At 65.8% G+C, this 13,354-nt stretch carries 7 protein-coding genes and 5 pseudogenes; 7 read left to right on the top strand and 5 right to left on the bottom strand.

The features are described from left to right. Window positions 1-20: 20 nt before the first annotated feature. The 4 genes from cls to IHV84_RS07950 all read right to left on the bottom strand — a co-directional run bounded on the left by cls (window position 21) and on the right by IHV84_RS07950 (window position 5,297). Complete coding sequence (cls, locus tag IHV84_RS07965) at window positions 21-1,451, bottom strand: cardiolipin synthase (RefSeq protein ID WP_198846453.1); 1,431 nt, start codon at window positions 1,449-1,451, stop codon at window positions 21-23. 16 nt (window positions 1,452-1,467) lie between these two features. After that, window positions 1,468-4,317, bottom strand: a complete 2,850-nt coding sequence (gene clpK / locus IHV84_RS07960) for a heat shock survival AAA family ATPase ClpK (RefSeq protein ID WP_066695978.1) — start codon at window positions 4,315-4,317, stop codon at window positions 1,468-1,470. 93 nt (window positions 4,318-4,410) lie between these two features. After that, window positions 4,411-4,980 carry an Hsp20/alpha crystallin family protein gene (locus IHV84_RS07955; protein WP_016446189.1) on the bottom strand — a complete coding sequence of 190 codons (570 nt, stop codon included), beginning with the start codon at window positions 4,978-4,980 and terminating at the stop codon, window positions 4,411-4,413. 35 nt (window positions 4,981-5,015) lie between these two features. Continuing rightward, window positions 5,016-5,297, bottom strand: coding sequence for a helix-turn-helix domain-containing protein (locus IHV84_RS07950; RefSeq protein ID WP_198846452.1), 282 nt, complete (start codon window positions 5,295-5,297; stop codon window positions 5,016-5,018). 273 nt (window positions 5,298-5,570) lie between these two features. Between IHV84_RS07950 and IHV84_RS07945 the strand changes: the two are divergent. Then, window positions 5,571-5,862: pseudogene (locus tag IHV84_RS07945) on the top strand (IS110 family transposase); the annotation flags it as partial. A gap of 121 nt (window positions 5,863-5,983) precedes the next feature. Here IHV84_RS07945 and IHV84_RS07940 read toward each other — a convergent pair. Beyond that, window positions 5,984-6,413 (bottom strand): annotated as a pseudogene (locus tag IHV84_RS07940) (IS66 family transposase); the annotation flags it as partial. A gap of 139 nt (window positions 6,414-6,552) precedes the next feature. On the opposite strand from IHV84_RS07940, the gene IHV84_RS07935 reads away from it, so the two are divergent. From IHV84_RS07935 to IHV84_RS07910, 6 genes and pseudogenes are all read left to right on the top strand, one after another. Then, entirely contained in the window at window positions 6,553-7,620 is a 1,068-nt protein-coding gene (locus IHV84_RS07935) for a LysR family transcriptional regulator (RefSeq protein WP_370541225.1), read from the top strand. Window positions 7,621-7,888: 268 nt separating this feature from the next. After that, a pseudogene (locus IHV84_RS07930) lies at window positions 7,889-8,089 on the top strand (ATP-binding protein); the annotation flags it as partial. 53 nt (window positions 8,090-8,142) lie between these two features. Beyond that, window positions 8,143-9,132, top strand: a pseudogene (locus tag IHV84_RS07925) (TIGR03752 family integrating conjugative element protein); the annotation flags it as partial. Next, window positions 9,113-9,547 carry a TIGR03751 family conjugal transfer lipoprotein gene (locus IHV84_RS07920; RefSeq protein ID WP_198846450.1) on the top strand — a complete coding sequence of 145 codons (435 nt, stop codon included), beginning with the start codon at window positions 9,113-9,115 and terminating at the stop codon, window positions 9,545-9,547. The pseudogene IHV84_RS07925 and the gene IHV84_RS07920, both read left to right, overlap by 20 nt. After that, a pseudogene (locus tag IHV84_RS07915) lies at window positions 9,547-12,441 on the top strand (conjugative transfer ATPase). Before IHV84_RS07920 ends, IHV84_RS07915 begins: the two are co-directional and overlap by 1 nt. A gap of 13 nt (window positions 12,442-12,454) precedes the next feature. After that, on the top strand, window positions 12,455-13,198 hold the full coding sequence (locus tag IHV84_RS07910; protein ID WP_198846449.1) for a thioredoxin domain-containing protein: 744 nt from the start codon (window positions 12,455-12,457) through the stop codon (window positions 13,196-13,198). Window positions 13,199-13,354 lie beyond the last annotated feature (156 nt).

The following is a 13,354-nucleotide window of genomic DNA, read 5'->3' as shown; positions in this document are numbered from 1 at the left end:
GTTCCTCGCAAGTCGTGTCGCTAGAGAATGGGGGTGAACAGACGGGCCACCCCGTCGCGCAAGCGGATGGCCAGCGGGTGGGCGCGCAACGCCTTCGCCGATATCTCGCCCGACGCATCACGAGCGGCATCAAAAAGGGATGACAGCCGCGTAGACAACGCGGTGTCGTACACCTCCACATTGAACTCGAAGTTGAGGCGCAAACTGCGCGCATCCCAATTGGCCGAACCCAGGCAGCACCACGCTCCGTCTACCAGCATCAGCTTGCTGTGGTCGAACGGGCCCGGCCGTTCGAAGATGCGCACACCGTGCTCCAGCACCTGCCAGTAGTGGGCGCGTGCGGCCCATTGCACCGTGGGATGGTCGCCGTTTGCGGGCGTCAGCACGTCGATACGCACGCCGCGCAACGCGGCCGTGCTTAGCGCCGCGATCATCGGCTGATCGGGGACGAAGTAAGGTGTCCAGATGCGCACCGAATGCTTCGCGGCGCTCAAAGCGCCCATGAAGGTCCAGCGCATCCGGTCCAGGGCCTCATCGGGACCGGCCTCGATGCCGCGCGCCCAACTGGTTCCCGGCTCATCAGCCGTTACGGGCGGTTCGCCCCAGAAACCCTTGCTGAGCCGCTCGCCCGTGGTATCGCACCAATCATCGGTGAAGCACCGCATCAGATGCGCAATCACCGGCCCGCGCAGACGAAAGTGCAAATCGTGACAGGCCTGGCCCGGCGCATCGGGCCGCCAATACGGACCGAAGATGTTCATGCCGCCGGTGAAACCCGTCTCGCCATCGATCACCAGCAGCTTGCGGTGATTGCGCAGATGCGCGGCATGCAGGCGCGCGGGAATCAACGTCGGGTTGAACGTCGCCGCCGGAACGCCGGCGCGCTGCAAGGCGCGGTAGGCGCTGCGGGGCGTCCAGCGGGCATACACGTCGTCGATCAGCACCCGCACTTGCACGCCGCGCTCATGAGCCTGGCGCAGCGCATCGACGAACTGCGCCCCGATGCCTTGGCTGTCGAAGATGTACGAAGCCAGCGCGACGCTGTGCCGCGCCGACTCGATGGCAGCGAGCATGGCCGGGTAGGCCTGCTCGCCATCGACAAGCGGCTCGATGCGGTTGCCGCTGGTCAGCGACTGGCCGGTGGCACGTCCCACCAGGTGCGCCAGGCCGGCAAACGGCGCCGATACGGCCTGGGGCATCGTAGGCGCGAGATCCTGCCGAACAGCAGGATCTGCCCCCGGAAACAGCCGCCGCGCCCGCCGCTGGTAACGGTTGATGCCGAACAGCCCATACAGCAGCGAACCGCCCAGCGGCAACAAGGCGATCAGCAGTATCCACAGCGTGGCCGATCGAGGGTCACGCTTGTAGATGACCGCGTGCCCCGCTGTGGGGATAGCGACCGCCAGCGACACGAGGGTGGCTGCCCATGTCAGCCCGTTGGGGTCGGACACGACAGCCTCCCATCGCTCAAGATTCGCCGCCCGCTGACTTCTTCTTGCGCGCAGGCTTGCTCGCGTCGCTAGGCGGCGTCTCGGCCACGTTCGCGGCATCGGGCTTCTCAGGCTCGGCCGGCTTTGCGGGTGGCTCCTGGCGCTCGAAGACCACCCGTTCGGCCTTGTCGTCCCAGCGGGCGCTGGCGTGATCGGCCTTGCCGATACCGCCACCCAGCATCTCGCGCGCCAGAGCAGTTTCCAGCTCGCTGCGGATCAGCCGCTTGAGCTCACGCGCGCCGAACTCGGGCTTGTAGCCTTCCTCCGCGAAGTGATCGATCAAGGTCTGATCGAAGGTCAGCGTCACGCCCTGGCTGGCGGCGTTGCGGGCCACACGATCGAGCTGCAGGCCGACGATATGGCGGATCTCCTCCTTGCCCAGCGCATGGAAGACGATGATCTCGTCGATGCGGTTGAGGAACTCGGGGCGGAAGTGTCCGCGCAGCACGTCCATCACCTCGGACTTGGTCTTCTCGTATTCCTCGCCGGCGGCGCTACGGGCCTTCAGCCGACGCTGGATGATGTCCGAGCCCAAGTTCGAGGTGGCGATGATGATGGTATTGGTGAAATCCACCACCCGGCCCTTGCCGTCGGTGAGCCGCCCGTCGTCGAACACCTGCAGCAGGATGTTGTAGACGTCGGGGTGAGCCTTCTCGATCTCGTCCAGCAGCAACACGCTGTAGGGCTTGCGACGCACCTTCTCGGTGAGCTGGCCGCCCTCGTCATAGCCCACATAACCCGGAGGCGCGCCCACCAGGCGTGCCACGGTATGGCGTTCCCCGTACTCGGACATGTCGATGCGCAGCAGCGCACCTTCATCGCCATAGATGGACTCGGCCAGCGCCTTGGCGAGCTCGGTCTTGCCCACGCCGGTCGGCCCGAGGAACAGAAAAGTCGCCACCGGCTTGCTGCCTTCGCGCAGGCCCGCGCGCGACAACCGCACGGCATCGGCCACCGCGCGCACCGCTTCGTCCTGGCCCACGAGGCGCTCGTGCAGCCGCTGCTCCAGATGCAGCAGCTTCTCGCGTTCTTCCACCGTCAGCTCGTTGACCGGAATGCCGGTCAGGCGCGAGACGATCTGCGCGACATGCTCGGCTTTGACTTCGGCACTGCCCGAGGCGCGCTCGCGTTCCCATTCCTCGACAAGCTTCTTGAGTTCGGCCTCTTTGGCCTCGATGTGCTTGCCCAGCTCGGCGGCCTTGTCGTATTGCTTGCGCGAGGCCACATAGTCCTGCTCACGCCGCAGCTGGTGCAGTTCGGACTCCAGCTCCTGCACCGCCACCGGGCGGGCCGTGGCCGACAGCTTCACGCGTGCGGCAGCCTGATCGAGCAGGTCGATGGCCTTGTCCGGCAAAAAGCGCGCGGTGATGTAGCGGTCCGACAACTCGGCGGCGGCGATGATCGCATCCTCGGTGATGCTGACCTTGTGGTGCGCCTCGAAGGTGTCGCGCAGGCCGCGCAGGATCATCATGGTCTGCGCCACGGTCGGCTCGGGCACCATCACCGGCTGGAAGCGACGCTCCAGCGCGGCGTCCTTCTCGATGTACTTCTGATACTCGTTGAGCGTGGTAGCGCCGATCAGGTTCAGTTCGCCGCGCGCCATCATCGGCTTGAACACGTTGGCCACGTCCAGCCCGCCTTCGCCGCCACCCTGGCCTGCACCGACGATGGTGTGCACCTCGTCGATGAAGAGAATCAGCTCGCCCTGGTGCTCGGTCACTTCCTTGAGCACCTTCTGCACGCGCTCCTCGAACTCGCCGCGGTACTTGGCGCCGGCCACCATGGCGTTGATGTTGAGTTCCACCAGGCGCTTGTCGCGCAGCGTCTCGGGCACTTCGCCGGCGACCATGCGCTGCGCCAGCCCTTCGACGATGGCGGTCTTGCCGACGCCGGGCTCGCCGATCAGCACCGGGTTGTTCTTCTTGCGCCGGGCCAGCACTTCGATGGTCGTCTCGATCTCCTGCGCGCGGCCGATGACCGGATCGAGCTTGCCCTCGCGCGCCATCTTGGTGAGGTCGCGCGAATACTTGTCGAGTTCCGGCGTGTTGGTCGGCGTCTCGGCGCGGCCATCCTCGGCCCCTTTGCCGACCACCTTGCTTACCTGCTGGCGCAGCGCTTGCGGCGTGAGGCCGTAACGGCGCAGCAGGTTGGCCGCCAAACCTTCGCCTTCCTCGGCGAGCCCGATCAGGAAATGCTCCGGCCCGACATAAGAGTGGCCGAGTTCGTTGGAGGCCACGAAAGCACGGCTGAGCGCGTCCTTGACCCGGGGCGACACGCCGATCTCGCCCTCGAACGGCTTATCGCCACGTTTGGCTTCGGATTCGATTTGCCGCTTGAGGTCATCGACCTTGATCTTGAACTGCCCCAGGATGGTCTTGACCACGTCGCTGTCGGATAGCGCCAGCAGCAGGTGTTCGGTATCGACTTCGGCGCGCCCGAACTCTGCAGCGTGTCGGGCGGCCTCCTGCAATAGGGCCTCGGACTGTTCGCTGATGCGGCTGGCGAGCCCACTGCCGCGACGGCGCGCGGTGCCCGTACCGGCCGGGGCGGGTTCGCCGAACGAGGCATCGACGACCTCGTCGGTATCGGCCGCCATGGACGGTGCATCGTCACCGATGCGGAAGAAGTCGCTGCCAAGGAAGTCTTCGAACAGCCCGCTGCGCGAGCCGAACAACGCTTCCAGCGGTGAGACGGTGCGCTTTTGCTGGCGCACCAGTTGGCGATAGTGATCGTCACACAACAGCATGGTGCTGTGGCGACCATTGAGATTGGCTTCCACCCGCACCGTGGCGGGCTGGCCGCAGACTTGGCATTGTTTTCTGGCCATACTGATGCTCCTGTAAAGATTGATCTGACGAGGCACCGCCGATCACGGTGCCTCATCTCTTTGTGGTTTTTGAGAAAAACGCGCTGCCCCGCGTCAGCCGTTGATCGGGATCGAGCGCCCCTGCTTGGGCGTACTGGCCTCGCGCTTTTCCATCGTGATCGTGAGCACGCCGTTCTTGAAAGCGGCCTTGATCGTGTCCTGGTTGGCATCGGCCGGCAGGTTCAGAGCGCGCTGAAAGCTGCCGTAGGAGCGCTCCACCCGGTGGAAACCACCGTCTTTCGTTTCCTGCTCCTGACGCTTTTCACCGCGCACCAGCAGCACGTCATTGTCGAGCGTGATCTGGATGTCTTTTTCCTCAATGCCGGGTACTTCCAGGGCGATCTTGTACTGCTTGTCGGTCTCCTGGATGTCCAGCGCCGGCTTCAGCATGCCCGGCCAGTCCGACGGCCAGCGTGGCATGGCCAGCGTCGGGAAACCGAAGCCTCGAAACGCGTCGTCGAACAGGCGGTCGATCTCGCGATGCAATTGCAGGATGGGACTGACGGGCCCACCCGCCACCGGCAGGTCATTGCGCTGCACCGGCAGCGAGGCAGTGCTCTGTTGTTCTTCCTGCTCCTTTTTGAACCAGTTCCAGGGAGCCAATTTCTTGAAATCAATGTCCATGTCATACCTCCAGAAGAAAAATTGAAGACTCTCGCTCACTCCGTTTGCCTGCGGCGACGGACAGCGCGCCCAGGCGACACGGGATGTTTCGCTGACTTCGGCTGCTCATCTGTACGTATCACCTCCTTTTTTCTGCCTGCTTGGGTCTGATCATTGATCCATCGATCGATTTCACTTTGACGAAACCGCCACGTCCCGCCGACCTTGAAGGCCGCAATATCCCCGTGCGCGGCGAGCCGGTAGAGCGTCCGCTTGCCGACTTTCAAGTAGGCAGCGAACTCGTCGAGTGTGCAGATCGCCTGCTGGCGCGCTGTCATATTACCCCACAAGTTCCGTCGTAACGCGGCCTCGCCTGAGGAAATTCTTGCAAGATATTGCGCATAACATGCCGACAGTCAAGAGTCAACGTCCAGCGATCTGCTGGCCGATTGATGTGACTCAATCGTAAGCAGCCAGGAAACAAATGTTGGCTGCCACCGCGATGGTGCTCCCCAAGTCATCAATCTGCAGCCATGTGAAAGGGGAAGTCCATGAACGAGATTGCCCGAGTCGGGGTGGATCTGGCCAAGCGGGTTATCTAGGTGCATGCGGTGGACGCGCGTGGTGGTTGCCAAGGCGCTGGCCGCTGACAAGTTTGCGGCCTGGTGCGCGCAGTTGCCTCCCGGCTGCCTGGTGGCCCTGGAGGCCTGCGGCGGTGCGCATCACTGGGCACGCAAGCTGCGCGGCTATGGGCTGGATGCGCGGCTGATTGCAGGCCACTTCGTCACGCCCTACCGCATGGCCGGCAAGGGACGCAAGAACGGTGCGGCCGATGCCGCAGCGATCTGCGAGGCGGCAACCCGCCCGCACATGCGCTTCGTGCCGGTGAAGCCGCCGGCGCAGACGCTGCTGGCCAGCCATCAGCTACGCAAACCTCCCGATTCACTCACGCAGCTTATTCCTGCTTGCCTAGGGACGACCATGTAAGCGGCAGATGGTCGGAGTCCTTTGCGACCAGCACCTACGCGAGCAGCCCGGAGGTGGGGATGCCCTTGGCGATGATCTCCGCCGGGACCGGCGCCTGGGTCAGCGTTCGGCACCTATGCGCAGGTCCACTTGCTGCGGATGTGGCACTCGACCGTGAACACGCCCGGCGTGTAGTCCAGCTTCTCGCTGATGCGCTTGAGCGCACAGCCGCACGCGCAGCGGGTGTTCTCGGGCTCGTGGTGGCAGTCCACGCGCGGCAGGTCCGCCGGCAAGGCGGTGCGCTTAGGCATCGCGCCAGGCGTAGCCGGCGGCTTCTTCTTGCCCAGCAGTTCCTGGAGCTGCGCCTCAGCCGCGGCAAGGTCGGCGTCCAGAGCCTCGTCGAACAGCGCGCGTTGTTCGGCATCGAGCTGCTCGCTCTTCTTGCCGAACTTCAGGCGTCGCAGCTGGGCGATCTCGAACGAGAGCTTCGCCGTAGGCGCCGACATGGGCGAAAAGCATCCGAGCATCACCCCCCAGGATGGCTCTCATCTCGATACAGAGGTGAATCCTCCGCACTATTCGGCTCCCTACGATGATATGGACTGATCACATCGGCAGGGAGAAAGCATGAACTTACGCCATCTTCGCTGCTTCATCGCCGTAGCCGAGGAACTGCACTTCGGCCGGGCTGCTCGACGGCTGCACATCGAACAGTCTCCACTGTCGCGCACGATCCGCCAGATGGAGGCGGATTTAGGGGTGCCGCTGCTCAACCGCTTGCCACGCAGTGTTCGTCTCACACCGGCGGGACAGGTCTTCCTCGAAGAAGCCCGGCGCGTACTGCTGGCCTTCGAGCAAGCGCAGACCAAGGCACGCGCCGCAGCGAACCAGCGGAACACGCTGCGCATCGCACTATCTGGTGACATGGGGCAGGCCCGCTTGTCGGCGTTGCTTGCGCTTTGCCGCGAGGAGGCACCACAGGTCGGCATTCGGATATTTGAAACGCCACTGGCGCAGTTGGTGACTGGACTGCGCAACGACTTGTATGACGCAGGTTTTGCATTGGCTGGTGAAATGGACGCCGGCATCGTCGCCATGCCGGTGTGGCGAGACCCGCTGGTGGTGGCTTTGCCCGCCAGGCATCCGCTGCTGGCTTTCAAGGAAGTGCCGCTGGAGGAAGTGGCGAGCTATCCGCTGGTGCTGTGCGATCCCCAGGTCTGCGAAGGTTGCAGCCGGCAGCGCGAACGGCTGCTCCGCACGGTGGATGCGCAGCCGACGGTAGCCGAGTACGTCAAGACCCATTCCCTGATGCTGGCCCTCGTGGCCGCCGGCTACGGCGTGGGCTTTTCGAGCGCGGCGCATCTGGCGGGTTGCCATCAGGCCGATGTCGTCGGTGCGGCCGCTGGCCGACGAGACCGCTTCGCTGACGACCTATCTACTGCGACCCGAAGGCGAAATCATGGAGCCGCTGCGGCAGTTCATCGACCGCGTGGAGCGTGTCGGACGCCCGCAAGGCACCGATCAACGCCCGATGTGACGCGGGGATTTTGGACGGTACGATTCCCTTTCGGTCTGGACCTTGACCCGCATTGCATCGGCGGCCGACCTTTTGCGTCACGGGCATGGATGGCGAATCGGGCCAATCCACCCGGCATCAAGCAAGGCACCTTCAAGCTGTCGAGGTCACAGCAGTGACGCAGAACGCATGAGCCCTTGCTGGATGCAAACCGGCTCAGCCGGAAGTCGCATTGGCGCTTTACCCCGCCCGTATTCCTACGAAAACTTTGCCCTGGTTTTCCGGTAAAGCGCGGCATCCCTTCCTGATCGAACTTGGATGCGCGGCTTTTCAGACCGTTGCGCCGGTAACAAGATTTTTCGCAGGTGCATTATGGTTGAGGTGTAGCGGGCTCCGCAAGGAGGTTTGCCCCCTGCGTAACGCTCGGCGACATCGCCGCACCCAACGTCCACCGCGCTGCTCGATCGCCTCACCCACCACTGCCACATCGTGGAGACCGGCAATCAGAGCTGGCGGTTTCGCAACTCCAGTGCCCACGCACCCAGCACAGCAAAAACCACTCGCACCAAAGCCCAGAAAGGAGCACCACAGACCGACCACACAGTAGACTTGTCCACAACCGAGCAAGCCATTTCTTCTTCAACCTAGTGGCTCAGTTTTGAACGTGACGCCCGGCTCAGTTTTGAACGTGATTCAACAGCCCGTCCGACCTGCCCGTCGGGCTGGGGCTGGAAGAGGGTGACGGCAAGCGCTTCAACCGCGGCGTCGGTGGCACGCAGTGGGTCGAGCCCGACGATGCCAAGGTCGACGCCAAGAGCGGCAGCAAGGAGCCGAGCTTTCCCCTGAGCTTCGGGCCGGCCCAGAAAAGCCTGTCGGCCGCTGTGGAATCCGTCGCCGACGTCGGCAGCCGCGCGGTGGGCGCATCCACGAAGGCTGTCTACACCGTGCCGTCGAACTCGACGCTCATGGGGTCGATTGCCATGACGGCGCTGATCGGGCGCGTGCCGATCGATGGAACCGTCAACGATCCCTATCCGTTCAAGGTGCTGATCGGCCCGGACAACCTCACGGCCAACGGCATCGACATCCCCGACGTGGCCGGCGCCGTGGTCAGCGGCACGGCCTCGGGCGACTGGACGCTCTCGTGCGTGCGCGGGCAAATCCGCTCGGTCACGTTCGTGTTCCAGGACGGCACCATCCGCACGGTGCCGGAGGACAGGAGCAAGGGCGGTAGCAGTGGCGGCAATTCGGGTCACAACGGCGCCAGCATCCAGGGCGGCCTGGGCTGGATCAGCGACCCCTACGGCATTCCCTGCGTCAGCGGCGAGCGGCGCAGCAACGCCCAGCAGTACCTGGGCAGCCAGGCGCTCATCACCGCGGCCGGCGCCGGCGCGGCCTCGCTCATCAAGTCCGACAACGGCAGCGTGGCCGTGGTCGCCAACAACAACGGCTCGCTGGGCACCGTCGGCATCAGCGGCAACGAAGCGATGGGCCGCATCCTCGCGGGCGGCGTGCGCGACATGGCCGATTGGGTCAACAAGCTCTACGGCCAGGCCTTCGCGGCGGTCTACGTGCAGCCCGGCGCCAGGGTGGCCGTGCATCTGGAGCAGCCGCTCGACATCGACTACGACGCCAAGGGGCGTCGGGTCCACCACCGCACCGGAGAAGCCCATGCCTCGGATCTGGATTGACGCGGCCGCCGTGCTGCTGGCGGCCACCCTGCTCGGCGGCTGCGCCACCAGCAAGGAGAAGCTGCTGCCACACGGCGACAGCACCATGCTCGACATCTGGCATCAGGAGACCGGCGGCGGCGCGGGCGGCGGCCAGGCCGCGCGGCAACTGCTCGACGCGCGCCAGGGCCTGCGCCGGCCGCTGACCGAGGCCGCTGTGCAGGCGGCGCCCGGCGTGCAGGCGCGCTACACCCGTACCGCGCAGAACGAGATCTACCGCCAGTTCCACCGCCTGCCGAACCCCGACCTGGTGATGTACGTGTTCCCGCACCTGGCGGGCACCGACCCGGTGCCGGTGCCCGGCTACAGCACGGTGTTCCCGCTCTACCAGCGCGTGCAGTACGCGATGCCGGGCGAGCGCGTGGAGGACTACTGATGGCCTGGTCGCTGCCGTGGTCACGCAAGCCCGACGCATCGCCTGCTGATGCCATGGATGCGGCCGATGATGCCTGGGCACGGCACGTAACGGCGCTGGCGGCACAGGGTGTCGCCGAGCCGGGCAGCGCGTTCGGCCGGGGCCGGGGCCGGCGCCGGCCGGCCACCCAGGCCGACCGCGATGCGCTCTATGGCGTTGCGCCGTCGTTCGCTGACTTGCTGCCCTGGGTCGAGTAACTGCCCGGCAGCAAGTGCATGTTGCTGGAAGATGGCCAGTCGGTGGCGGCATTCTTCGAGCTGGCGCCGGTCGGCACCGAGGGCCGCGAGATGGCCTGGCTATGGCAGGCGCGCGATGCGCTGGAGAACGCCCTGCAGGACTCCTTCGACGAGTTGGACGACAACCCCTGGGTGGTGCAGCTCTACGCCCAGGATGAGGCCGATTGGGACAACTATCTGCGGTCCCTGGCGAACTATCTGCAGCCGCGTGCGCAGGGCAGCGCGTTCAGCGACTTCTACCTGCGCTTCTTCGCCCATCACCTGCGGGCCATCGCCAAGCCGGGGGGCCTGTTCGAGGACACCACGGTGACGCGCCTGCCGTGGCGCGGCCAGGTCCGGCGCGTGCGCATGGTCGTCTACCGCAGCACGTCCGCGGCGCCGACCCCGCGGCGCGGCCAGTCGCCCGAGCAGGCACTGACCACGATCTGCGACCGTCTCGCCGGCGGGCTGGCCAATGCCGGCGTGAAAGCCCGGCGTCTCGGCGCTGCGGACATTCACGCCTGGCTGCTGCGCTGGTTCAACCCGAATCCGACCCTGCTCGGCGCCACCGCCGAAGATCGGGAACGCTTCTACGCGCTGACCTGCTACCCGGAAGAGCGGGAGGAGGGCGAGATCGAACTCGCCAGCGGCACCGACTTCGCGCAGCGCCTGTTCTTCGGCCAACCGCGCTCGGACGTGCCCAACGGCCTGTGGTTCTTCGACGGCATGCCGCATCGGGTGATCGTGATGGATCGTCTGCGCACGCCACCCGTGACGGGCCATCTGACGGGCGAGACGCGCAAGGGCGGCGATGCCATGAACGCGCTGTTCGACCAGATGCCCGAGGGCACGGTGATGTGCCTGACGCTGGTCGCCACGCCCCAGGACGTGCTGGAGGCGCACCTCAACCACCTCGCCAGGAAGGCCGTCGGCGAGACCCTGGCCTCGGAGCAGACCCGGCAGGACGTGCAGCAGGCGCGCGGCCTGATCGGCAGCGCGCACAAGCTCTACCGCGGCACGCTGGCGTTCTACCTGCGCGGCCGCGACCTGGCCCAGCTCGATGCGCGCGGCCTGCAGCTCGTCAACGTGATGCTCAACGCCGGTCTGCAACCGGTACGCGAAGAGGACGAGGTGGCGCCGCTGAACAGCTATCTGCGCTGGCTGCCGTGCGTGTTCGATCCGGCGGCCGACAAGCGCCAGTGGTACACCCAGCTCATGTTCGCGCAACACGCGGCGAACCTGGCGCCGGTCTGGGGCCGCAGCCAGGGCACGGGGCATCCGGGCATCACGTTCTTCAACCGCGGCGGGGGCCCGATCACCTTCGATCCGTTGAACCGCCTCGACCGGCAGATGAACGCGCACCTGTTCCTGTTCGGCCCCACGGGTTCGGGCAAGAGCGCGACGCTCAACAACATCCTGAATCAGGTGACGGCGATCTATCGGCCGCGCTTGTTCATCGTCGAGGCTGGCAACAGCTTCGGCCTGTTCGGCGACTTCGCGGCACGGCTGGGCCTCACCGTGCATCGCGTGAAGCTCGCGCCCGGCGCGGGCGTCAGTCTGGCTCCGTTCGCCGACGCCTGGCGCCTGGTCGATACGCCGAGCCAGGTACAGACGCTGGACGCCGATGCGCTCGACGAAGACCAGACCGATGCCGGCATGGCCGTGGAAGGCGACGAGCAGCGCGACGTGCTCGGGGAGCTGGAGATCACTGCACGGCTGATGATCACCGGCGGCGAGGACAAGGAAGAAGCGCGCATGACGCGCGCCGACCGCAGCCTGATCCGCCAGTGCATTCTCGATGCGGCACAGCACTGCGTAGCGGAGAAGCGCACGGTACTGACCCGCGATGTGCGCGAGGCGCTGCGCGAGCGCGCCCGCGATGCGACGCTGCCGGAGATGCGGCGCGCACGGCTGCTGGAGATGGCCGACGCCATGGATATGTTCTGCCAGGGCGTGGACGGCGAGATGTTCGACCGGTCCGGCACGCCGTGGCCCGAGGCGGACATCACCATCGTGGATCTCGCCACCTTCGCGCGCGAGGGCTACAACGCCCAGCTCTCGATTGCCTACATCTCGCTCATCAACACCGTCAACAACATCGCCGAGCGCGACCAGTTCCTGGGCCGACCGATCATCAACGTGACGGACGAAGGCCACATCATCACCAAGAACCCGCTGCTCGCGCCCTACGTGGTCAAGATCACCAAGATGTGGCGCAAGCTCGGCGCCTGGTTCTGGCTCGCCACGCAGAACCTGGACGACTTGCCGAAAGCGGCCGAGCCCATGCTCAACATGATCGAGTGGTGGATCTGCCTGTCGATGCCACCCGATGAAGTCGAGAAGATCGCGCGCTTCCGCGAACTCAACGCTTCGCAGAAGGCGCTGATGCTCTCGGCACGCAAGGAGGCCGGCAAGTTCTCCGAAGGCGTCATCCTGTCCAAGTCGATGGAAGTGCTGTTCCGCGCCGTGCCGCCCAGCCTTTACCTGGCGATGGCGATGACCGAGCCCGAAGAGAAAGCCGAACGCTTCCAGTTGATGCAGCAGCACGGCATCAGCGAGCTGGATGCCGCCTTCCGCGTGGCCGAGAAGATCGACCGTGCGCGGGGCATCGAACCCCTGGCGCTGGACACGCTGGCCTGACGGGAGCGACACGATGCGCCTGCCTTCATTCGCCCGCCGTCATCCCCGGATCGGTCTGCTGATCGTGGCGACGATTGCGGTGGCCTCGTGGATGCTGCTGCGCGCGCCGCATCCTGCAACCGAGCCCATGTCCCTGGCCGCCGCCGGGTCCGAAGCGTCGAAACCGGCCGGCCCGCCCTGGCTGTATGGCCGTGCCGATGCGCGCTTCACGGTGGTCGGGTACGCCGACCTGGAGTGTCCGTACTGCCGGGCCTACTTCCCCGCGCTCAAGCGCTGGATCGACGCCCATCCCGAGGTGAACTGGCAGTGGCACCACCTACCGCTGTCCATGCACGAGCCGGCTGCGACTGCCGGGGCACGCCTGGCCGAGTGCGCGGGCGAGACGGGCGGGCATGCCACGTTCTGGCAAGCCGTGGCGTGGCTCTACGCGAACACCCGTGGCGACGGGCAGGGCCTGCCGGAAGGCCTGCGCTATCCCGACCTCACGCCAGCCATGCAGGGTTGTCTCGACAGCGATCGCCCCGATGCCGTCATCCGTGCCCAGGCGGTGGAAGCGGCACAGCAGGGCATCGCGGCGACGCCGGCCCTGCAACTGCGCGACCGCGAGTCCGGCAAGACCCTCCTGCTGCACGGTCCCGTCGAAGGCGATGCCTTGCTGTCGGCCATCGACCTGCTCGCCGCCGGCAGCACGACCGCAGCCGAACCCGCCCATTCCCCAGACATGCCCGCCGGCGTTGCCGGTGACATGCCCAGGTAGCCATCGATCTTCAAGGCTGCGGCGCGGCTCGTCCGCGTTGATCGAAACCCGTTCGCATCGCATCCCTTGACGCGAACAGCCACCGCATCCGCGGTGGTGGATGCCCGCTCGTCACCCGTTCCATCCCCATCGTCCCCAGGAGGGTTTGCCCTCCAG

Source organism: Acidovorax sp. IB03, from assembly GCF_016406015.1.
GTDB lineage: Bacteria > Pseudomonadota > Gammaproteobacteria > Burkholderiales > Burkholderiaceae_C > Acidovorax > Acidovorax temperans.
This window is presented reverse-complemented; position numbering and strand designations above follow the sequence as displayed.